Source organism: Bradyrhizobium sp. USDA 4504 (assembly GCF_054063995.1).
On sequence record NZ_JBSSGV010000001.1, the window covers coordinates 2,690,032 to 2,711,112 of the forward strand.

Genomic DNA, 21,081 nt, shown 5'->3' on the forward strand with positions numbered 1-21,081 from the left:
GATCTGATCATGGACCGCTCAAAACTCACCCGGCGTTTTCGCACGCTTCTGATCGCCAACCGCGGCGAGATCGCCTGCCGCGTCATCCGCTCGGCGCGCGCCATGGGGCTGCGCTCCGTCGCGGTTTATTCCGAGGCCGACCGCGACGCGATGCATGTCGCGCTCGCCGACGAGGCCGTGCTGCTCGGGCCTGCCCGGGCGCGCGACAGCTATCTCAACATCGAGCGCGTCATCGCCGCCGCCAAGGAGACCGGCGCCGAGGCGGTGCATCCTGGCTACGGCTTCCTGTCTGAAAATGCCGAGTTCGCGCAGGCCTGTCTTGAAGCAGGTTTGGTGTTCGTCGGTCCGACCGCCGAGATGATGACGGCGATGGGCTCGAAGTCCGGCTCGAAGGCGCTGATGGAGAAGGCCGGCGTGCCCTTGGTGCCGGGCTATCACGGCGAGGCCCAGGACGAGGCGACGCTGGCGGAGGCCGCCAACCGGATCGGCTTCCCGGTGCTGGTGAAGGCGTCCGCCGGCGGCGGCGGCCGCGGCATGCGTGTGGTCAATTCGGCGGCTGAGCTCACGGCCGCGATCACCAGCGCCAAGCGCGAGGCCAAGGCGGCGTTCGGCGACGACCGCATGCTGATCGAGAAATACGTGCAGAACCCGCGCCACATCGAGGTGCAGATCATCGGCGACAGCCACGGCAATCTGCTCTCGCTGTGGGAGCGCGAATGCACGCTGCAGCGCCGCCACCAGAAGGTGATCGAGGAGGCGCCGTCGCCGACGCTGAACGCCGCGCAACGCGAGACGGTTTGCGAGGCCGCCCGCAAGGCCGCCGGCGCGGTCAACTATATCGGCGCCGGCACCATCGAGTTCGTCTCCGACGGCAAGGACGTGTTCTTCATCGAGATGAACACCCGCCTGCAGGTCGAGCATCCCGTCACCGAGCTGATCACCGGCGTCGATCTCGTTGAATGGCAGCTCCGCGTCGCTTTCGGCGAGGCGCTGCCGCTGAAGCAGGACGAGATCAGGCTGAACGGGCATGCCATCGAGGCGCGCGTTTACGCGGAAAACCCGCAGAAGAACTTCATGCCCTCGGTCGGCCGCATCAAGACCTGGCGCACGCCACAGGAAGGCGACGGCCTGCGCATCGATGCCGGCTATCGCAGCGGCGATAACGTCTCGCCGTACTACGACGCGATGCTCGCCAAGGTGATCGCCTGGGCGCCGACGCGCGAGGGCGCGATCGACAAGCTCAATCGCGGACTGCAGGAGACCGATGTCCGCGGCATCGTCACCAATATCCCGTTCCTGTCGGCGCTGGTGACGCACAAGGATACGCGAGCCAATGCGATCGACACCGGCTTCATCGAGCGCGAGCTGAAGAACCTGACATCGAGCACGGGCACGGCCGGCGAGTTCGAGCTTTGCGCGGCGGTGGCCGCGATCGTCAACGACGAACAGAAGGCGGCGCGACGCGAGGCCAACTCGCCCTGGCAGGCCTTCGGCTGGATGCCGGTCGGCCGCCGTCAGCGGGTGTTTTCGTTCCGGCAGGGCCATGAGCCTGCCCAGACCATCACGCTGCACTATGGCAACGGACCGTCGACGCTCTCCGTCGGCGGGCGCGAACTCGTCTTCGCCATCTCGTCAGCCGGCGATGACGGCTTCGACCTGACGCTCAACGGCCTCAAGTCGAGTATAGCCTCGGTCATCGAGGGCCACGAGCTTTACTTGCGCACCCGCAACGGCCGCTTCGACCTGCACTGGGTCGATCCGTTCGGCGGCGAGAGCGAGGAGCAGGTCGGCGAGGACAAGATCGTGGCGCCCTTGCCGGGCACGGTGGTGGCGCTGCTGGCCGAGGAGGGCGCGACACTGGAGAAGGGCGCCCCGATCCTCACCCTGGAAGTGATGAAGATGGAGCAGACCCTGCGCGCGCCCTATGCCGGGCTGCTGAAGAAGCTCAAATGCAAGGTCGGCGACATCGTCGGCGAGGGCGTCGAGCTTGCCGAAGTCGAACCTGCGGCCGCATCATGAGCGATCAGATCCAGCTCGTCGAGATGGGGCCGCGCGACGGCCTGCAGAACGAGAAGACGCCGGTCAGCGTCGAGGCGCGCATCGCCTTCGTCGAGGCGCTGGTGGCGGCCGGGCTCAATACCGTCGAGGTCGGCGCCTTCGTGTCGCCGAAGGCGATCCCGCAGATGGCGAGCTCTGACCAGGTGCTGCGCGGCGTCAGCCACATCAAGGGCGCCGAATTCCACGTGCTGGTTCCGAACGAGAAGGGCTATGACGCCGCGCGCGCGGCCGGCGCCGCGGTGGTCTCGGTGTTCGCGGCGGCCTCCGAAGGCTTCTCGCGCGCCAATATCAATTGCTCGGTCGCGGAATCGATCGAGCGTTTCAAGCCGGTGCTGGCGCGCGCCAAGGCCGACGGCGTCAAGGTGCGTGGCTACATCTCCTGTGTGCTCGGCTGTCCGTTCGACGGCGAGATCAAGCCGAAGGCGGTCGCCGACCTCGCGGTGACGCTGTGGGATCTCGGTTGCTACGAGATCTCGCTTGGCGACACCATCGGCGTCGGCACGCCGCTGAAGGCCAAACAGATGCTGCGTGCGGTCGGTTCCGAGTTGCCGGTCGGCAACCTTGCGATGCACTTCCACGACACCTACGGCCAGGCGCTGGCCAATCTCTATGCCGGCATGGAAGAGGGTGTTCGCGTCATCGATGCCGCCGCCGGGGGGCTCGGCGGCTGCCCCTACGCCCCCGGCGCCACCGGCAACGTTGCGACCGAGGACGTCGTCTACATGCTCGAGGGCATGGGCGTGAAGACCGGGATCGATATGGACAGACTGCTGGCCGCGACCAACGAGATGGCCGGCTTGCTCGGCCGTCCGCCGGTCAGCCGTGTTGCGTCCGCGCTCAACGCGAAGCGCACGCGGCTCGCCAAATCGTAAATTGTGGGATGCTTGGAGCGATTTGGGATCGTAGCCGCCTCAATCGTCGGCGGTCGCGTTGGGAGTTATGCGCTGCGAAGCGCAGATTCAAGGCTCATAGTCGCGCCTCTGGCTTGCGCAGTCTGGGCTCCCGATGCTGGACTCTCAACCCATATGCGTAGCGTGCGACAGCGCCTCGCGCTATCGCCGCCCTCCTTGAGGGCGTTTCCTCCCTAGACTTGGGCCGCTTGTTGTTTCGAGCGGCCCTTTTTCTTACGCCGCAGGAGCATTGATCGTCGCGATCACGGCCCTCATATCGGTCGCCAGCTCGCGATAGTGCCCGCCCAGCCGCTGGTATAGCTCGCGGTTGCTCCCATCCAGCGTCCTGCTAGCGATCAGCTCGCATTCGTCGGCGAGGATCTCAAATCGTTCCAGCTTTGCTTGGAGAGCAGACATGGCGGGCGTTTCCCTGACACTGTTACTGAGGGAGTTGCGACGCTACTACTCGGACTGTGTCTAACACAGCATAATTATGGGGTAGAACTAAATTCTTCCCGGCAGTGACTTTGACCGATTGATGGGAGCGACTTGTCCGCCGTAGCTCGAACAGCGAAGGCGGAAGCGCATGAGCGTTTCGAGGAATTCCGGAGGCAAATCGAAGCGCTCGGATATGAGGACGATGCGGCGGAGCCGTAATCGGATCGGTAGCGCGCAGCGAAGCCCATCAATTCAGTATCCGCGGCGCGAATGATGGGTATCGCTTCGCTCCACCCTACGAGCGAGTCCTTTCCACCGAATGGAACCCGTTTTGCGGCGCACACAGCCGGCGTCATCGGCTCGGCTCCCGATAAACCCTCCGGAAAGCGTTCATGGCTTGGTGACTCAAACGTGCTGAGGTGAGGGGCTCGCAATTGCTCCAGGTGGATTCTCGCTATGTCCGGACAGGTGTCAGCTTCCCGCGGCCGAACGTTTCTGGCCGGAAAGATCGTCTTCAACTTCGGCCGGTCGGCCTTCGACTGCACGGTCCGCCAGCTCACGGAGACGGGCGCCACCGTGGAACTCGAAAGTGTCGTTGGCATTCCCGATCACATTCAACTGTTGCTCGTCGGCAGCAATCAGGTGAAGCCATGCAAACGGCTGTGGCAATCGGACCGCCAGCTCGGCCTGGCTTTTGAAGAGCAGCAGGCCAACGCTGCGGCGCCCACGCCTGCCGCTCCTGCGCCGGCCGCCATTCCGGAGCGGCGCAGCGGCGATATTCTGCGCGGGCACATGCTGGCGCTGCGCGCGGCGCTCGATCAGATACCCGTCGGCATCCTGCTGTTGGACGTGGAGCTGAAGGCCCAGTTCATCAACCGCGCGTTTCGGAACATGTGGCGGCTTCCGGACGAGGTGGCCGACCGCAACCCCAGCTTCACCGACCTGATGCATCACGGCTGCAAGACGATGGCCTACGAGCTGCCGGCCGCGCAACTCGAAGCCTATGTTGCCGAGCGCGTCCGCCTCGTGAACGTCGGGGACCCGAGCCCGATCGATCTCAGGCGCAGCAATGGCGACGTGGTTCGATGTCAGTGCACGCCGCTGCCCGACGGCGGCCGGATGGTGAGCTACACGCCCGTGACCGACATCGTGCGCGCGTCCGACAAGCTGAAGGTGCTGACCGGCGCGCTCGAGACTGTGGAGGACGGCGTCGTCCTGCTCGACCGCGATCTCAATGCGATCTTCCTCAATCGGCGAATGCGGGAATTCTGGGAGGTGAGCGAGGAGGAGGTCGCGCGGCATCCGGCATACATCACGCTGCTCACGCGCAACCGCCGCGCCGCTCCGACGGGCGCGACCCCGGAGCAGATCAGGGCCTTTCCTGCGAAGCGGATTGCGGAGATCAAGGCAGGCGATCACAAGCGCGACGTGCAGACGCCGGACGGTCGCCATATCAGGATCCATTGCTCGACGATGGCAAACGGCGGTCGCATGCTGACCTTCGTCGACGTGACCGATCTCGTACGCAACGCACGGCAGCTGGAGGTGCTCGCGACCACCGATCCGCTCACCGGATTGTTCAACCGCAGGCACTTCCTGACGACGCTGGATGCGGAGTGGAGCCGGTTCCAGCGCTACTATCGTTCGGTATCCGTGCTGATGGTCGATATCGATCACTTCAAGAGCATCAATGACCGCTTCGGACATGCGGTCGGTGACGAGGCCATCAAGGCTGTCGCCGGGATATGCATTCGGGGCAAGCGCAAGTCCGACGTCGTCGGCCGCGTTGGAGGCGAGGAGTTCGCCGTCCTGCTGCCGGAGACCACATTGTCGCGCGCCCGAACCGTCGCCGAACGCATCCGCAAGAGGGCGGAAGCGCTGACGGTGGGTGCGGATGATCGGCCGGTATCACTCACGGTGAGCATCGGCGTTGCCGAGGCGCTCACAAGCATGCCGGGGATCGATGCCCTAATGAAGGCTGCCGATGCGGCGCTCTACCAGGCCAAGGAGCACGGCAGGAATCGCACGGAGTGCTGGTCACCTCCGTCGCCACCGAAGCTGGCCGCCGGGCAAATTGCAGGTGGTCGGGTCCCCGTCAGGTCCCTATAAGGACTGATAATACATGGTTGCGCGGCGGCCACGATTGTTGCGATGTTGCAACGATGCCTGAACATTTAACCTTAAAAGCACCCGGTCCGTAGTCGCGCCGCTTTTTAGCCACACCCCGACATGAAAGGATATTCACGTAGCTGAATAGCCAGCGCTCCGACGGCGGGACATTTTTTCGGGTTCCGGCGTTGATGGAGGAAAGAGCGCCGGGAACAGGGTCGCGATGGACGCCAAGACGAACATCAAGGGCAGGCTGCCCAGCCGTCACGTGACGGAAGGGCCCGAACGCGCTCCGCACCGGTCCTATCTCTACGCGATGGGGCTGACGACAGCCCAGATTCATCAACCCTTTGTCGGCGTTGCTTCATGTTGGAATGAAGCCGCTCCCTGCAACATCTCGCTGATGCGCCAGGCGCAGGCGGTGAAGAAGGGCGTGGCCTCGGCCGGTGGCACGCCGCGCGAGTTCTGCACCATCACCGTCACCGACGGCATCGCAATGGGCCATGACGGCATGCGCTCGTCGCTGCCGTCGCGCGAATGCATCGCCGATTCGGTCGAACTGACGGTCCGCGGCCACTCCTATGACGCGCTGGTCGGGCTCGCCGGCTGCGACAAGTCGCTGCCGGGCATGATGATGGCGATGGTCCGCCTCAACGTTCCGTCGATCTTCATCTATGGCGGCTCGATCCTGCCCGGCAACTTCCGCGGCCAGCCGGTCACCGTCCAGGACATGTTCGAGGCGGTTGGCAAGCACTCGGTCGGCGCCATGTCGGACGAGGACCTCGACGAGATCGAGCGGGTGGCGTGCCCGTCGGCCGGCGCCTGCGGCGCCCAGTTCACCGCCAACACCATGGCGACCGTCTCCGAGGCGATCGGCCTCGCGCTCCCGTATTCCGCCGGGGCTCCGGCGCCCTACGAGATCCGCGACTCCTTCTGCGCCGCCGCCGGCGAGAAGGTGATGGAGCTGATCGAGAAAAACATCCGGCCCCGCGACATCGTCACCCGCGAAGCCCTTGAAAATGCTGCGGCCGTGGTTGCAGCCTCAGGTGGTTCGACCAATGCTGCGCTGCACCTGCCGGCGATCGCCCATGAGTGCGGCATTAAATTCAATTTGTTCGACGTTGCCGAAATCTTCAAAAAGACTCCTTACGTCGCGGATTTGAAGCCGGGCGGCCGTTATGTTGCCAAAGACATGTTTGAAGTAGGTGGCATTCCGCTGCTGATGAAGACGCTGCTCGACAATGGCCACCTGCACGGGAATTGCCTAACCGTCACTGGCCGAACGATCGCCGAAAACCTCAAAAGCGTGAAATGGAATCCGCACCAGGATGTGGTGCGGCCCGCCGACAATCCGATCACCGTGACGGGTGGCGTTGTCGGGCTAAAGGGTAATCTCGCTCCGGAGGGTGCGATCGTGAAGGTCGCGGGAATGTCCAACCTGAGGTTTACCGGTCCGGCCCGGTGCTTCGACCGCGAGGAAGACGCCTTCGAGGCGGTGCAGAAGCGCACCTACAGGGAAGGCGAGGTGATCGTGATCCGCTATGAGGGGCCGAAGGGCGGTCCCGGCATGCGGGAGATGCTGGCGACCACGGCGGCACTGACCGGGCAGGGGATGGGCGGCAAGATTGCCCTGATCACCGATGGCCGGTTCTCCGGCGCCACCCGTGGCTTCTGCATCGGACATATTGGACCTGAAGCGGCCGTCGGCGGGCCGATCGGGTTGTTGCAAGACGGCGACATCATCGAGATCGATGCGGTCGCCGGCACCCTTAACGTAAATTTGAGCGACGCCGAACTCGCAAATCGTAAGACCAAATGGGCCCCTCGCGCGACGAACCATACATCTGGTGCGCTGTGGAAGTACGCCGAGCAAGTGGGGCCGGCGGTGGATGGCGCAGTCACCCATCCGGGTGGCGCGTACGAGAAACAGTGTTATGCGGACGTTTAGGCGTACGATATTGGCGTTTGCGTTAGGGGCCATCCCGGTGGCGGGCCCCGGATTCGGATTCGACGGCGCACCGGTCAACCCACAAGATACGGTTCTTCCTGTGGTTTCCCCGCAGCCGGGGACCGCCGGCGCGCTGAAACGGGCCGCCACTCCAGTGGCGCCTGCGGCGACCTCGCCGACCTCGTCGTTCAGCACGCTGCAGTACCAGGCCGAAGGCGGCCACCCCGTCGCGCAGTGGAAGCTCGGCAAGATGTACGCCGAGGGCGACGGCGTCATCCAGGACGACATGCGCGCCTTCGAATATTTCAGCCGGATCGCCAATGCGCATGCCGAGGATTCGCCGTCGGCACCGCAGGCCTCGATCGTGGCCAACGCCTTCGTCGCGCTCGGCCGCTACTATCTGAGCGGCATTCCCAATTCCAAGGTGAAGGCGGACACCGAGCGGGCGCGGGAGATGTTCTCCTATGCCGCGTCCTATTTCGGCAATGCCGACGCCCAATACGACCTTGCCCGGCTCTACCTGAAGACGCCGGACGCCTCGCGGGACGACTTCCGCTACGGCGCGCGCTGGCTCGGGCTTGCCGCCCAGAAGGGCCAGCATCAGGCGCAGGCGCTGCTCGGCCAGATGCTGTTCAACGGCGACCGCCTGCCGCCGCAGCGGGCCCGCGGCCTGATGTGGCTGACGCTGGCGCGCGACAGCGCGACGCCGGATGAGGCCTGGATCAAGGAAAGCTACAACCGGGCGATCGCCAAGGCCTCCGAGGACGATCGCGCGATGGCGCTGCAGATGCTCGAGCACTGGGTGCAGGGCCGCCGGGATTGATCTTCCCGCCGGCCGGCGGGGTCAGGCGATCTCGAAATCGAGATCGGCCCAGACCGGGACATGGTCGGACGGCTTCTCCCAAGCCCGCACATAGCTGTCGATGCCGACGTCGATCAGCCGGTCGCTCGCTTGTGCCGACATCAACAGGTGGTCGATGCGCAGGCCCCAGTTCTTTTGCCAGGCGCCGGCCTGGTAGTCCCAGAAAGTGTACTGGCCCGGCTCGTCATTGACCGCCCGCAGCGCGTCGGTCAGGCCGAGGCCGAGCAGCGACTGGAAGGCCTCGCGGGTCTGAGGCCGAAACAGGGCGTCATCGGCCCAGGCGGCGGGATTGTAGACGTCGCGCGCGGCCGGGATGACGTTGAAATCGCCGGCCAGGATCAACGGCTCCTCGGCCTTCAGCCGCTCCTTCGAATACTCAAGAAGCCGCGACATCCACTTGAGCTTGTACGGATATTTGTCGGTATTGGCGGGGTTGCCATTGGGCAGATAAAGGCACGCGACCCGGATCACGCCCTGCTTCAGCGTGACGACGCCCTCGAGGAAGCGGGCATGTGCGTCCTCGTCGTCACCGGCGAGGCCCGATTTGGTTTCGTCGAACGGCAGCTTCGACAGCAGCGCGACGCCGTTGAAGGTCTTCTGGCCGTGGGTGACGACATTGTACCCGAGCGCCTCGACCTCGAGGCGGGGAAACGCATCATCGACGCATTTGATCTCCTGCAGACAGACGATGTCGGGGGAGCACTCCTTCAGCCAGCTGACCAGAAGCTCGATCCGTTGCCGGACCGAGTTGACGTTCCACGTAGCGATGCGAACTGCCATCGGACTTCCTTCATTGTGGGGGCACGTGACCGAGCGCCGCCCCGCTTAGACCAGGCGCTTCCGCATCTCGATGTGCGGGATGCCGGCCTCCTCGAATTCCGCGCCGATGCGCTCGAAGCCGACGCGTGCGTAGAACGGCTCCGCGTGCGTCTGCGCGTTGAGGATCAGTTCCGGATAGCCGAGTTCGGCCGCCTTGGCCATCAGCGCGTCCAGCACGCGGGCGCCTACGCCTGTGCCGCGCGCAGCTTTGAGCACGGCCATGCGGCCGATATGACCGTCCGGCAACAGCCGGCCCGTGGCCAAGGGCGCACCGTCGTCGGCGAACGCCAGCGCATGCCAGCTCGATGCGTCCATGTCGTCCCATTCCAATTCTACCGGCACCCGCTGTTCCTCGACGAAGACGCTGTAGCGGATGGCACGGGAGCGTTCGCGAGCTTCTTCCCAGGGGCAGACAAGGACGGAGGTGGACATAAGGTCGCGATTCGAAAGCTCAATGAAGCAGAACGGATGCGGCCCGGTTACTCAAAACGTCCGGCGATGCGCATGCAAATCACCGGATTGAAGCCGCACTATTTCACTTAGGTGGCATACCATGGGCGGTCCGCCTGTGCTAACCCTCTCAGGAAACAAGGCGCAACAATTGCCGATGGGGGAGTGACGACGCGCACCCGGCCTTCAAGGGAAGCCGGCGGCGCACGTGCAAAACTTATGAAAAAACGCAATTTGGTTCTGACTGTCGCTGTTCTCGGCATTGCGGCCGGGGCGGCTTACATGACCCGCACTTCATGGATGGGTGGCGGCGCCGCCACCGCGCAAGGGACGGCGCGGCCGCGCGTGGTGTCCGTGGATCTCGCTAAGGCGGAACGCAAATCGGTTCCGGTCGATGTCGATGCCATTGGACAGGTCACGCCGATCTCCAGCGTGGCGCTGAAGTCGCGGCTGGAGACCACCATCGTCTCGGTGCATTTCGAGGACGGCGCCAGGGTCAATGAAGGCGACCTGCTGTTCACCCTCGACGCGCGGCAGATCGACGCGCAGATCGAACAGGCCGAGGGCGTCCTGGCCCGCGACCAGGCCCAGCTCGAGGGCGCGCAGCGCGACCTCCGCCGCTACACCGAACTGGTCGGCAAGGGTGCGACCACCCAGGTCAACCTCGACAACGCCAAGACCCAGTCCGACGTCCTGATCGGCACCATCAAGGCCGACCGCTTCGCGCTGGAGAACCTCCGCGTCCAGAAGAGCTACACCGTCATCCGCGCACCATTCGCGGGACGGATCAGCGCCGCCAACGTCAAGGTCGGCAACTTCGTCCGCCCCGCCGACACCCAGCCGCTCGCGGTCATCAACCAGATGGCACCGGTCTACGTCACCTTCGCGATTCCGCAGCGGGCGCTGGTCGATCTGCGCGACGCCATGGGGAAGGGCGATTCAAAGGTGATCGCGACCATTCCCGGCCACCAGCGCTCCGAGCGCGGCAAGGTCGCGATGGTGGAGAACGCCGTCGACGCGACCACCGGCATGGTGACCGTGCGCGGCATCATGAACAACGAGAGCGAGACGCTCTGGCCCGGCACCATCGTGCAGACCAAGCTGATCATCCGCAGCGAAGACGCGGTCGTGGTGCCGACGGTCGCGGTGCAGCGCAGCCAGAACGGCAATTTCGTCTTCGTCGTCAAGGACGGCGTTGCCAAGGTTCGGCCGGTCAAGGTCGATCGCACCTTCCAGGGCAGCTCGGTGATCTCAGACGGATTGGCGGGCGATGAAAGCGTCGTCGTTGACGGCCAGCTGCTGCTCTCGGAGGGATCGCGGGTTGAACTGCGGGCGCGCAAGGCCGGAGCCTGACCGATGACGCTCTCCGAGCTTTGCATCCGCCGCCCGGTCATGACGACGCTGATCACGGCGTCGATCATCGCATTCGGCGTGTTCGGCTTCCGCCTGCTGCCGGTCTCGGCGCTGCCCAAGGTGGACTTCCCGACCATCGCGGTGACCGCGACCCTGCCCGGCGCCAGCGCCGACACCATGGCGGCCTCGGTCGCCGGCATCATCGAGCGCCAGCTCTCGACCATTGCCGGCATCTCCTCGATGTCCTCGAACTCCTCGCAGGGCACGAGCGTCATCACCATCCAGTTCGACCTCAACCGCAACATCGATGCCGCCGCGCTCGACGTGCAGACCGCGTTGACGATCGCGCAACGACGGCTGCCGATCGAGATGACGATCCCGCCGAGCTTCCGAAAGGTGAACCCGGCGGACTTCCCGGTGCTGTTCGTCTCGCTCGGCTCGGCGACGCTGCCGCTGTCGAGCGTCAACGAATACGGCGACATCACGATCGGGCAGGCACTGTCGCAGCTGCCGGGCGTCGCCCAGGTCTTGATCTACGGCGCGCAGAAATTCGCCATCCGCGTTCAGGCCGATCCGGAGGCCGCCGCCGCGCGCGGCGTCTCGATGGAGGATATCCGCGCCGCGGTGTCGCGCGCCAATTCGTCGACGCCGGTCGGTACCTTGAATGGCCCCAAGCAGGACGTCGCGCTGCAGGCCTCCGGCCAGATGGACAAGGCGGCCGACTACCGCCAGATCTATGTCGCCTGGCGCAACGGCTCGCCGGTCCGGCTCGACGAGATCGCCAAGGTCTATGACAGCGTCGAGAACGACAAGATCGCGACCTGGATGAACGACGAGCGGGCGATCGTGCTCGCGATCCAGAAGCAGCCCGACGCCAACACCGTGGCGGTGGTCGACGCCGTGCTGGCCAAGCTGCCGGCGCTGCGCGCCGCGATCCCGCCCTCGGTGACCATGCAGGTCATGATGGACCGCTCGGTCTCGATCCGCCAGGCGGTCAGCGACGTCGAGGAGACCCTGCTGATCGCGATCGGCCTCGTGATCCTCGTGATCTTCCTGTTCCTCCGCTCGGCCTCTGCCACCTTCATCCCGGCGCTCGCGGTGCCGATCTCGCTGTTCGGCACGTGCGCGGCGATGTACGCGCTGGACTACTCCATCAACAACATGACGCTGCTGGCGCTGACGCTCTCGGTCGGCTTCGTGGTCGACGACGCCATCGTCATGCTGGAGAACATCGTCCGCCACATCGAGCACGGCATGAAGCCGTTCGAGGCGGCGCTGAAGGGTGCCCGCGAGATCGGTTTCACGATCATCTCGATCACCTTCTCGCTGATCGCCGTGTTCATCCCGGTGCTGCTGATGGGCGGCATCGTCGGCCGCGTATTCCGCGAATTCGCGGTGACGATCTCGGTTGCGATCATCGTCTCCGGCTTCGTGTCGCTGACCCTGACGCCGATGCTGTGCGCCCGTGTGCTGCGCGCGCATGACGCGACCAAGCGGCCGAACGTCGTGCTGCGGGCGTTCGAGGCGATGTTCGAGGCCTGGCTGCGGGCCTATGAATGGGCGCTGGATTGGGTGCTGGCCAAGAAGGCCCTGATGCTGGTGGTGACGCTGGCTACGCTGGGCGGCACCGTCTACCTCTACATGATCGTGCCGAAGGGCTTCTTCCCGCAGGAGGACACCGGCTTTCTGATCGGCGTGACGGAGGCTGCGACCGACACCTCGTTCGAGGCGATGAAGGTGCGCCAGCAGGCGCTGGTCGAGGTGCTGCGGACCGATCCGGCGATAGAGTACATCAACTCTACGGTCGGCTCCGGCGGTCCCAATCCGACGGCGAATTACGGCCGTCTGTTCATCGCGCTGAAGCCGCAGAAGATGCGTGACAACGCCACCGTGGTGATCGGCCGTCTGCGGCAGAAGGCGCGCGAGATCCCGGGCATGCAGGCGTTCTTCCAGAGCATCCAGAACCTCAGCATCGGCGGGCGCATCTCCAAGAGCCAGTATCAGTATGTGATGCAGAGCGGCGATACCGAGGCGCTGTACCGGCTGGCGCCCGAGATGCGCGACAAGATCGAGAAGATTCCGGGCTTGCTCGACGTTACCACCGACCTGTACATCAAGAACCCGCAGATGACGGTCGACATCGACCGCGAGAAGGCGGCGGTCTACGGCGTCACCGTCGATCAGGTCCGCAACCAGCTCTACAACGCCTATGGCGCGCGGCAGGTCGGCACCATCTACATGCCGTCGAACGACTACCAGATCATCCTCGAGGTGCAGCCGCAGTTCCGCGTCGATCCGTCCGACCTCTCGAAGCTCTACATGAAGACCGCGAACAACCAGACCATTCCGCTGGATGCGGTGGCGAGGCTGGTGCCGACGGTCGGGCCGTTGCAGATCAACCACCAGGGCCAGCAGCCGGCGGTGACGATCTCGTTCAACCTCGCGCCGGGCACCTCACTCGGCTACGCGGTCGACAAGATCACCGAACTCGAGCAGACCGCGAACCTGCCGCCGACGATTGTGACCGGCTTCTCCGGCACCGCGCAGGTGTTCCAGGATTCGCTGCGCGGGCAGGGCGTGCTGATCCTCGCCGCGGTGTTCGCAGCCTTCGTGATCCTCGGCATTCTCTACGAGAGCTTCATCCACCCGATCACCATCATCTCCGGCCTGCCGTCGGCCGGTATCGGCGCGATCCTGACGCTGATGATGTTCGGGATGGAGCTGTCTGTGATTGCGATGATCGGCATCGTGATGCTGGTCGGCATCGTCAAGAAGAATGCGATCATGATGGTCGACTTCGCGCTGGAGCGTCGCCGCGTCGGCCTCAGCGCCGAGCACGCGATCCGCGAGGCGGCACTGCTGCGCTTCCGTCCGATCATGATGACGACGTTCGCGGCGATCTTCGGCACGCTGCCGATCGCGCTCGGCGCGGGTGCCGGCGCCGAACTGCGTCAACCGCTCGGCGTCGCCGTGGTCGGCGGCCTCTGCGTGTCGCAGCTGCTGACGCTGTTCATCACGCCGGTGATCTACATCTATCTCGACCGCATCGACCGCAGGCTGCGCCGCAAGCTCGACCCGCAAGCCGAGGCGGGCGGCGACGTCGAGCGGCCGCAGGTGGTCGCGGCGGAATAGCCGAGCATTCGGCGCGAGCCGGAAACCGGCGCGCCGGGAGAAACCGCCCGGGATCGCGAAGCGTTAGATCGAGAAGCTGGTGCCGCAGCCGCAGGAGGCGGTGGCGTTCGGATTGACGACGCGGAACGAGGCGCCGATCAGGTCGTCGACGAAGTCGACCTCCGAGCCCGCGAGGAACGGGACCGAGGCGGGATCGATCAGCACCACCGCGCTGTCGCGTTCGATCACGAGGTCGTCATCGGCCTGGGTGCGCTCGACGTCGAACTTGTACTGGAAACCGGAGCAGCCGCCGCCCTCGACCGAAATGCGCAGCTTGGCGCCTTCGCCTTCCTTGCTGAGGATCTGCCCGATCCGGCGGGCGGCCCGTTCGCTGACGGTGATGGCAGCAGTCATGTCGGTCTCCGAAACCCTATTTGAGCATGATCCGATCCGGATCAGGCCCGGCGTCATCCCCAATTCATTTGGTCGGCCGCCTCAGTCATAGTTAAGTGCGTCGGACCATGGAATCAAATGGATAAGGACTAAAATACAGTGTCGGTCGGAATGGCTGCCCCCCGCGCGCCTTATGCCTGCGACCCCGATCGCAGCCGCGGCCGGCTGGTCGCGGAGCCGCCGAGCCGGACCCGGAGCCCGTTCCGGCGCGACTGCGACCGGGTGATTCATTCCACCGCGTTCCGCCGCCTCAAGCACAAGACGCAGGTCTTCGTCTTCCACGAAGGCGATCACTACCGCACGCGGCTGACCCATTCGCTGGAGGTCGCGCAGATCGCCCGGGCGCTGGCCCGCCAGCTCGGGGTCGACGAGGACCTGACCGAGACGCTGGCGCTGGCGCATGACCTCGGCCATCCGCCGTTCGGCCATGCCGGGGAGCGGGCGCTCGACGAATGCCTCAGGGATGACGGCGGCTTCGACCATAATGCGCAGGCGCTGCGGGTCGTCACCTCGCTGGAGCATCGCTACCCCGAATTCGGCGGGCTGAACCTGACCTGGGAATCGCTCGAGGGGATCGTCAAGCACAACGGTCCGCTGACCGAGCGCGGTGGCGCACCCGCCGGCCGCTACCTGGTAAGTGGAATCCCGATCGGGATTGCCGACTACAACAAGGGCCACGACCTCGAGCTCTGGAGCTATGCCTCGCTCGAGGCGCAGATCGCGGCCTTCGCCGACGACATCGCCTATGACGCGCACGATATCGATGACGGCCTGCGTGCCGGCCTGTTCGCGGTCGACGACCTCAAGGAGATGCCGCTGACCGCTGAGATCATCGCCGAGATCGACCGCCACTATCCCGGGCTCGACGAGGTCCGGCGCGGCGCCGAACTGGTCCGTGAGCTGATCTCACACTTCATCAGCGCGGTCTTCAACGAGGCGAGCCGGCGCCTCGCGGCCGCGCAGCCGCAATCGGCGCACGACGTGCGCCACCACAATACCCCGCTGATCGCGTTTCCGTCGGAGGTGGCGGAGCAGGAGGCGGCGATCAAGGCGTTCCTGTTCCGGCGGATGTATCGCCACAAGCGGGTGATGCTGGTGATGGGGGAGGCGGAGGAGGTGGTCCGCAATCTGTTCGAGCGCTACCAGCAATCGCCTGAAGACCTGCCGGCGGAATGGATCGAGGGCAGCGTGCAGGAGACCGGAAGCGCTCGGAACAGGCGGATCGGCAATTTCATTGCCGGGATGACCGACCGTTTCGCCCTGATCGAGCACCAAAGGCTTTTTGACTCGACCCCGGATTTGCGTTAGCGCCCTGCCATGGCCGACACCACTACTTCACCACACCTTTTTGCCGACATGCTGACGCGCGTGCATGCGATCTGTGCCGCTGTCGCAGCCGAGGACAATTGGCCCGCCGGCATCGATCTGTCCCGCGTCGTGGTGGAGCCGCCGCGCGACGCCAGCCATGGCGACATGGCGACCAATGCCGCGATGGTGCTCGCCAAGGATGCCAAGGCCAAGCCGCGCGAGCTCGCCGACAAGATCGCCGAGCGGCTGCGCGCCGATGCGCTGGTGGCCTCGGTCGATGTCGCCGGGCCCGGCTTCATCAACCTGACCTTGAAGCCGCAGGTCTGGGCGGACGCGCTGCGTGCCGTGCTGGCCGCCGGCTCGGCTTACGGGCGCAGCGACATCGGCAAGGCCGAGAAGGTCAATGTCGAATATGTCTCGGCCAACCCGACCGGACCGATGCATGTCGGCCATTGCCGCGGCGCCGTGTTCGGCGACGCGCTGTGCAGCCTGCTGCAATTCGCGGGCTTCGACGTCTGCCGCGAATACTACATCAACGACGCCGGCGCTCAGGTCGATGTGCTCGCGCGCTCGGCGTTCCTGCGCTACCGCGAGGCGCTGGGCCAGGACATCGGCGCGATCCCGGAAGGGCTCTATCCCGGCGATTACCTCGTGCCGGTCGGCGAGGCACTCGCCAAGGAATATGGCAAGAAGCTGCTCGACATGAGCGAAGCCGAGTGGCTGCCGATCGTGCGCGACAAGGCCATCGCGATGATGATGGAGATGATCAAGGGCGATCTCGCCGCGCTCAATATCCATCACGACGTGTTCTTCTCCGAGCGCTCGCTTATCACGTCAGGAAACAACAAGGTCGCCGAGACCATCGATTTCCTGCGCGCCAAGGGCGACATCTACGAGGGCCGCCTGCCGCCCCCGAAGGGCAAGCCGGTCGAGGACTACGAGGACCGCGAGCAGTCGCTGTTCCGCGCCACCGCCTATGGCGACGACGTCGATCGTCCGCTGATCAAGTCGGACGGCTCCTACACCTACTTCGCATCCGACATCGCCAACCACCGCTACAAATTCGAGCGTGGCTTCACCAATCTGATCGACGTGTTCGGCGCCGATCATGGTGGCTACATCAAGCGCATGCAGGCCGCCGTGAAGGCGGTGACCGCGGGCAAGGCTGTGCTCGACGTCAAGATCGTGCAGCTCGTGAAGCTGCTGCGCGACGGCGAGCCGGTGAAGATGTCGAAGCGGTCCGGCGAATTCGTCACGCTGCGCGAGGTGGTCGACGAGGTCGGCTCCGACGCTGTCAGATTCATGATGCTGTTCCGCAAGAACGACGCGGTGCTCGATTTCGACCTCGCCAAGGTGATCGAGCAGTCAAAAGACAACGCGGTGTTCTACGTCCAGTACGGCCACGCCCGCGGCCATTCGATCTTCCGCAACGCGCGGGAGGAAGCGGTTCCCGATCTGCCCGAGACCGATGAGGCCCGGCTGGCCTATCTCCGTAATGCTACGGTCGAGCGGCTGACCGACCCGGCCGAGCTCGAACTGCTCAAGCGGCTTGCGCTTTATCCGCGGATAATCGAGGCTGCCGCGGTGGCACATGAGCCGCACCGAATCGCTTTTTATCTCTATGATTTGGCCAGTGAATTTCATGCGCTTTGGACCAAGGGGCGCGATTTGCCCTATTTACGCTTCATTATCAATAATGATGCAGAGATCACGAGGGCGCGACTGGCAATGGTTCAGGGCGTCGTCTCGGTTCTGGCATCGGGCTTAGCTGTTCTAGGCGTCCACGCTCCGACCGAGATGCGGTAGGCAGGGGCATTAGGCCCTCACGAGTGGGGATTTGTGAGGGCATCTGGCAGGGGCCAACTCGTTCGGACCGGCTGTGCCGGCGATCTTGGCGCTGTCCCGAAGGGGATGCATGATCACAATGGCTGATCGATATCAGGACCGACATTTTCCCGCCGACACGGCTTCCAAGGCCGACAGCGATCCGCTTGCCGAACTGGCACGGCTGATCGGCCAGACGGATCCCTTCGGCAGCGCGAACAAGCCACCGCCGCGACCGCTGCAGTCGCGCGCCAACGCGCGGCCGCAACAGTACGAGCCGCAGGCCGCGGACGAGGATGCGCCGCCCGCGGGCCCGCCGCCCTGGATGCAGCGCGCGCGGCAGGAGGCTGTCGCTCCGCCTCCCGTGCAGAACATCGAAGACGAAGAGCCCGAGCAGGACTACCAGCCGAAGCCGGTGCATCCGTTGCATCGCTACGCGGCTCAGCAGGCGCAGCCCGCGCCCGCGCCGGTGGCGCAGTATCGGCCGGTCGAGGCCCCTCGGCAGCCGGAGGCATTTGACGAGAAGCCGCACTATCAGAGTGGCGGTCAGAGTCAGGATCCGTCGCGCTATGACGACGCGCTCTACGGCCAGCTGGAAGCCGGCGAGCAGGACCTGCAGCGCGATCCCGCCTATCCGGACGATCCCTATGCCTATGAGGAGGCCTACGAGGAAGAACCCGAGCCCCGCCGGCGGCGCAGCGGCCTGATAACGGTCGCCGCGGTGCTGGCGCTCGGCGTGTTCGGTGTCGGTGGCGCGTATGCCTACCGGACCTACGTCGGTTCGCCCCGCAGCGGTGAGCCGCCGATCATCAAGGCTGACAACACGCCGACCAAGGTGATCCCGGCCCAGGCCGACGCGCCGGCCAAGACGCCGGACCGCATGGCGACGGGCGACGGCACCGAGAAGATCGTGTCGCGCGAAGAGACGCCGGTCGACGTCAATTCGAAGACCGCCGGACCGCGCGTCGTGTTTCCGCCGCTGAACGCCAATGCGAATCCACCGCCGCCCGCCAGCGTGCAGACGGCACAGCCGGCGCCGGCGCCGATCACCGCGAACGGCACGTTGCCGAACAACGAGCCGCGCAAGGTCCGCACGCTTTCGGTCAAGGGCGATACGTCCGATGGCACGCAGGCCACCGCAACCGTGCCGGCGAAGCCTCCGGCGGCGGCGAAGTCTCCGGTGTCGCGCGGCAACCCGGCTGCGGCCAACGCCAGCGTCAACTCGCCAATGTCGCTTGTTCCCGGCCAGGCTGAGGCGGCTCCGGCCGCACCTCCGACCCGGGTGGCCTCGACCTCGGCGGCTCCGGTTGGGGGCGGCGGATATCTGGTCCAGGTCTCCTCGCAGAAGAACGAGGCGGACGCCCAGGCGTCGTACCGGACGCTGCAGGGCAAGTATCGCAACGTGCTCGGTTCGCAGCCCTTGGTGGTGAAGCGCGTCGATCTCGGAGAGAAAGGCGTCTACTACCGCGCCTTCGCGGGCCCGTTCGCGTCCTCGGAAGAGGCGAGCCAGCTGTGCAAGAGCCTGATGTCGGCGGGTGGACCGCAGTGCCTCATCCAAAGAAATTAAAGGCCGTTTCCTTGACCCGTGAGCTGCATACGGCCTAATCGGCCGAATGACGAACCGCGCATTCATCACGGGCATATCCGGGCTGATCCTCAACGACGCCGAACGCGAATTCATTCGCGCCGAGCGGCCATGGGGCTTCATCCTGTTCAAGCGCAACATCGAGAGTCCTGCCCAAGTGGCGGCTCTTGTTGAGGAACTCCGGTCCGCAGTCGGCGTTTCCGATGCTCCGGTCCTGATCGACCAGGAAGGCGGGCGGGTGCAGCGGCTCGGCCCGCCGCATTGGCCGGCCTATCCGCCGGGCGCGAGCTTTGGGGCGCTCTACGACATCGATCCGAAGCTCGGGCTTGCGGCAGCCCGGCTCAGTTCACGGCTGATTGCGGCCGATCTGACCGATCTCGGAATCACCGTCGATTGCCTGCCCTTGGCCGATGTTCCCGTGGCCGGGGCGGACGCGGTGATCGGCAACCGGGCCTATGGAACTGAACCCGGCAAGGTCGCGGCAATCGCCCGCGCGGTCACGGACGGGCTGGAACAGGGCGGGGTACTGCCGGTTCTCAAGCATATTCCCGGCCATGGCCGGGCCACAGCGGACAGCCATTTCCGGCTTCCGACCGTTGATACCGCCAGGGCCGAGCTGGAACGGACCGATTTTGCCGCGTTCCAGCCGCTTGCGGACCTGCCGATGGCCATGACTGCACATGTTGTGTTTAGCGCGCTGGACCCCGTCCATCCGGCGACGACTTCTGCGACAATCATCGAACAGGTGATTCGCGGCCTGATCGGGTTCCAGGGTTTGTTGATGAGTGATGACGTGTCGATGAATGCGCTGGCCGGATCGATTGCCGAGCGGACCCGCGCCATCGTCACCGCCGGTTGCGACATGGTTCTGCACTGCAACGGCAATATTGACGAGATGCGCGAGGTCGCACGCGAAACGCCGGAACTGACCGGCAAGGCGCTTGAGCGCGCCAAGGCGACGCTCGCCGCGCGCAAGCCGCCTGAGCCGCTCGACCGGCAGGCGGCACGGGCTGAACTGGATGCGTTGTTGGATCGGGTAGGGACGGCATGACCGCTGAAATTCTTTCGTTTGATACCGGGCGGCCGGCCGACCTCGCCGAGGGCGAACCGGCGCTGGTGGTCGACGTCGAGGGCTATGAGGGCCCGCTCGACCTGCTGTTGACGCTGGCGCGGCAGCAGAAGGTCGACCTGTCGAAGATCTCGATCCTTGCGCTTGCCGACCAGTATCTTTCGTTCATCGAGGCTGCCCGCAAGATTCGCCTCGAGCTTGCGGCCGACTATCTGGTGATGGCGGCGTGGCTGGCGTTCCTGAAGTCGCGGCTCCTGCTGCCCGAGCCGCCGAGCGCGGAGGGGCCGAGCGCCGAGGAAATGGCGACCGCGCTCGCCAACCGGTTGCGCCGGCTGGAGGCGATCCGCGAGGCGGCGAACCGGCTGATGAACCGGCCCCAGTTCCAGCGCGATATCTTTCCGCGCGGCAATCCGGAATCGATCGCCGAGATCAAGCATCCGAAGTTCACCGCGACCCTGTACGACCTGCTGTCGGCCTACGCCACGCAGCGCCAGTCGCGCGTGCTGACGACGGTTCATCTGCAAAAGCGTACCGTATGGTCGCTGGCCGAAGCGCGTGCGTCGCTGGAGCGGCTGGTCGGCATCGCCGAGGACTGGAGCTGCCTCGACGAGTATCTGATGAATTACGTCGCCGATCCCACCCAGAAGGCGACGGTGTTCGCATCGAGCTTCGCTGCCGCCCTCGAGCTGGTTCGCGAGGGCGAGATGGAGATCAACCAGAAGCAGGCGTTCGCGCCGATCTATTTCCGAAAGCGTCAAGCGCAGGCCGCAATGGCAGCGCCGGACCTGTCGGTTGAGTAAGTGG

The 21,081-nt window shown here is 65.2% G+C and carries 16 protein-coding genes; 12 read left to right on the plus strand and 4 right to left on the minus strand.

All coding sequences use genetic code 11. The features are described from left to right. Positions 1–9 precede the first annotated feature (9 nt). Together ACVMB1_RS12195 and ACVMB1_RS12200 are read left to right on the plus strand one after the other, a co-directional pair. On the plus strand, positions 10–2,019 hold the full coding sequence (locus tag ACVMB1_RS12195; RefSeq protein ID WP_076828731.1) for an acetyl/propionyl/methylcrotonyl-CoA carboxylase subunit alpha: 2,010 nt from the start codon (positions 10–12) through the stop codon (positions 2,017–2,019). Beyond that, complete coding sequence (locus ACVMB1_RS12200; RefSeq protein ID WP_076828643.1) at positions 2,016–2,930, plus strand: hydroxymethylglutaryl-CoA lyase; 915 nt, start codon at positions 2,016–2,018, stop codon at positions 2,928–2,930. Before ACVMB1_RS12195 ends, ACVMB1_RS12200 begins: the two co-directional genes overlap by 4 nt. Positions 2,931–3,182: 252 nt before the next feature. On the opposite strand, the gene ACVMB1_RS12205 is transcribed toward ACVMB1_RS12200, so the two are convergent. Then, positions 3,183–3,365 carry a hypothetical protein gene (locus tag ACVMB1_RS12205; protein WP_016846867.1) on the minus strand — a complete coding sequence of 61 codons (183 nt, stop codon included), beginning with the start codon at positions 3,363–3,365 and terminating at the stop codon, positions 3,183–3,185. 477 nt (positions 3,366–3,842) lie between these two features. On the opposite strand from ACVMB1_RS12205, the gene ACVMB1_RS12210 reads away from it, so the two are divergent. The 3 genes from ACVMB1_RS12210 (at position 3,843) to ACVMB1_RS12220 (ending at position 8,266) form a co-directional block, all read left to right on the plus strand. Continuing rightward, positions 3,843–5,495: a sensor domain-containing diguanylate cyclase gene (locus ACVMB1_RS12210; RefSeq protein WP_253623902.1), complete on the plus strand. Its 1,653-nt coding sequence runs from the start codon at positions 3,843–3,845 to the stop codon at positions 5,493–5,495. A gap of 223 nt (positions 5,496–5,718) precedes the next feature. Then, positions 5,719–7,443 carry a dihydroxy-acid dehydratase gene (gene ilvD, locus ACVMB1_RS12215; protein ID WP_018271516.1) on the plus strand — a complete coding sequence of 575 codons (1,725 nt, stop codon included), beginning with the start codon at positions 5,719–5,721 and terminating at the stop codon, positions 7,441–7,443. Further along, positions 7,430–8,266 carry a tetratricopeptide repeat protein gene (locus tag ACVMB1_RS12220; protein ID WP_026192730.1) on the plus strand — a complete coding sequence of 279 codons (837 nt, stop codon included), beginning with the start codon at positions 7,430–7,432 and terminating at the stop codon, positions 8,264–8,266. The genes ilvD and ACVMB1_RS12220 overlap by 14 nt, the downstream gene beginning before the upstream one ends. A gap of 21 nt (positions 8,267–8,287) precedes the next feature. On the opposite strand, the gene xth is transcribed toward ACVMB1_RS12220, so the two are convergent. Next, complete coding sequence (xth, locus tag ACVMB1_RS12225; protein ID WP_076828641.1) at positions 8,288–9,085, minus strand: exodeoxyribonuclease III; 798 nt, start codon at positions 9,083–9,085, stop codon at positions 8,288–8,290. A gap of 45 nt (positions 9,086–9,130) precedes the next feature. Then, a complete protein-coding gene (locus ACVMB1_RS12230; protein ID WP_057018546.1) occupies positions 9,131–9,556 on the minus strand; it encodes a GNAT family N-acetyltransferase in 426 nt (141 codons plus the stop codon). 237 nt (positions 9,557–9,793) lie between these two features. Here ACVMB1_RS12230 and ACVMB1_RS12235 point away from each other — a divergent pair, with 237 nt between their 5' ends. Both ACVMB1_RS12235 and ACVMB1_RS12240 read left to right on the plus strand, forming a co-directional pair. Continuing rightward, positions 9,794–10,927, plus strand: coding sequence for an efflux RND transporter periplasmic adaptor subunit (locus ACVMB1_RS12235; protein WP_057018545.1), 1,134 nt, complete (start codon positions 9,794–9,796; stop codon positions 10,925–10,927). Positions 10,928–10,930: 3 nt separating this feature from the next. Continuing rightward, positions 10,931–14,059 (plus strand): efflux RND transporter permease subunit, encoded by a 3,129-nt coding sequence (locus tag ACVMB1_RS12240; protein ID WP_141340441.1) that lies wholly within the window; start codon positions 10,931–10,933, stop codon positions 14,057–14,059. A gap of 63 nt (positions 14,060–14,122) precedes the next feature. Here ACVMB1_RS12240 and erpA read toward each other — a convergent pair whose 3' ends face one another. Next, positions 14,123–14,452 (minus strand): iron-sulfur cluster insertion protein ErpA, encoded by a 330-nt coding sequence (gene erpA / locus ACVMB1_RS12245; RefSeq protein WP_016846874.1) that lies wholly within the window; start codon positions 14,450–14,452, stop codon positions 14,123–14,125. A 138-nt stretch (positions 14,453–14,590) separates the two neighbouring features. Here erpA and ACVMB1_RS12250 point away from each other — a divergent pair, with 138 nt between their 5' ends. The 5 genes from ACVMB1_RS12250 to ACVMB1_RS12270 all read left to right on the plus strand — a co-directional run bounded on the left by ACVMB1_RS12250 (position 14,591) and on the right by ACVMB1_RS12270 (position 21,077). Continuing rightward, entirely contained in the window at positions 14,591–15,799 is a 1,209-nt protein-coding gene (locus ACVMB1_RS12250) for a deoxyguanosinetriphosphate triphosphohydrolase (protein ID WP_141340440.1), read from the plus strand. A gap of 9 nt (positions 15,800–15,808) precedes the next feature. Continuing rightward, positions 15,809–17,605, plus strand: a complete 1,797-nt coding sequence (gene argS / locus ACVMB1_RS12255) for an arginine--tRNA ligase (RefSeq protein ID WP_141340439.1) — start codon at positions 15,809–15,811, stop codon at positions 17,603–17,605. Between the two features lie 118 nt (positions 17,606–17,723). After that, positions 17,724–19,190, plus strand: coding sequence for an SPOR domain-containing protein (locus tag ACVMB1_RS12260; protein ID WP_076828729.1), 1,467 nt, complete (start codon positions 17,724–17,726; stop codon positions 19,188–19,190). A 46-nt stretch (positions 19,191–19,236) separates the two neighbouring features. Next, on the plus strand, positions 19,237–20,259 hold the full coding sequence (gene nagZ / locus ACVMB1_RS12265; RefSeq protein ID WP_141340438.1) for a beta-N-acetylhexosaminidase: 1,023 nt from the start codon (positions 19,237–19,239) through the stop codon (positions 20,257–20,259). Further along, positions 20,256–21,077: a segregation and condensation protein A gene (locus ACVMB1_RS12270; RefSeq protein WP_050420355.1), complete on the plus strand. Its 822-nt coding sequence runs from the start codon at positions 20,256–20,258 to the stop codon at positions 21,075–21,077. The genes nagZ and ACVMB1_RS12270 overlap by 4 nt, the downstream gene beginning before the upstream one ends. Positions 21,078–21,081 lie beyond the last annotated feature (4 nt).

Excerpts from the sequence above, each read along its gene's own strand:
- erpA (WP_016846874.1), bottom strand. The coding sequence starts at position 14,452 with ATGACTGCTGCCATCACCGTCAGCGAACGGGCCGCCCGCCGGATCGGG.
- nagZ (WP_141340438.1), top strand. The coding sequence starts at position 19,237 with ATGACGAACCGCGCATTCATCACGGGCATATCCGGGCTGATCCTCAAC.
- ACVMB1_RS12205 (WP_016846867.1), bottom strand. The coding sequence starts at position 3,365 with ATGTCTGCTCTCCAAGCAAAGCTGGAACGATTTGAGATCCTCGCCGAC.
- ilvD (WP_018271516.1), top strand. The coding sequence starts at position 5,719 with ATGGACGCCAAGACGAACATCAAGGGCAGGCTGCCCAGCCGTCACGTG.
- xth (WP_076828641.1), bottom strand. The coding sequence starts at position 9,085 with ATGGCAGTTCGCATCGCTACGTGGAACGTCAACTCGGTCCGGCAACGG.
- ACVMB1_RS12220 (WP_026192730.1), top strand. The coding sequence starts at position 7,430 with ATGCGGACGTTTAGGCGTACGATATTGGCGTTTGCGTTAGGGGCCATC.
- ACVMB1_RS12270 (WP_050420355.1), top strand. The coding sequence starts at position 20,256 with ATGACCGCTGAAATTCTTTCGTTTGATACCGGGCGGCCGGCCGACCTC.
- ACVMB1_RS12230 (WP_057018546.1), bottom strand. The coding sequence starts at position 9,556 with ATGTCCACCTCCGTCCTTGTCTGCCCCTGGGAAGAAGCTCGCGAACGC.
- ACVMB1_RS12240 (WP_141340441.1), top strand. The coding sequence starts at position 10,931 with ATGACGCTCTCCGAGCTTTGCATCCGCCGCCCGGTCATGACGACGCTG.
- ACVMB1_RS12210 (WP_253623902.1), top strand. The coding sequence starts at position 3,843 with ATGTCCGGACAGGTGTCAGCTTCCCGCGGCCGAACGTTTCTGGCCGGA.
- ACVMB1_RS12195 (WP_076828731.1), top strand. The coding sequence starts at position 10 with ATGGACCGCTCAAAACTCACCCGGCGTTTTCGCACGCTTCTGATCGCC.
- ACVMB1_RS12235 (WP_057018545.1), top strand. The coding sequence starts at position 9,794 with ATGAAAAAACGCAATTTGGTTCTGACTGTCGCTGTTCTCGGCATTGCG.
- ACVMB1_RS12200 (WP_076828643.1), top strand. The coding sequence starts at position 2,016 with ATGAGCGATCAGATCCAGCTCGTCGAGATGGGGCCGCGCGACGGCCTG.
- ACVMB1_RS12260 (WP_076828729.1), top strand. The coding sequence starts at position 17,724 with ATGGCTGATCGATATCAGGACCGACATTTTCCCGCCGACACGGCTTCC.
- argS (WP_141340439.1), top strand. The coding sequence starts at position 15,809 with ATGGCCGACACCACTACTTCACCACACCTTTTTGCCGACATGCTGACG.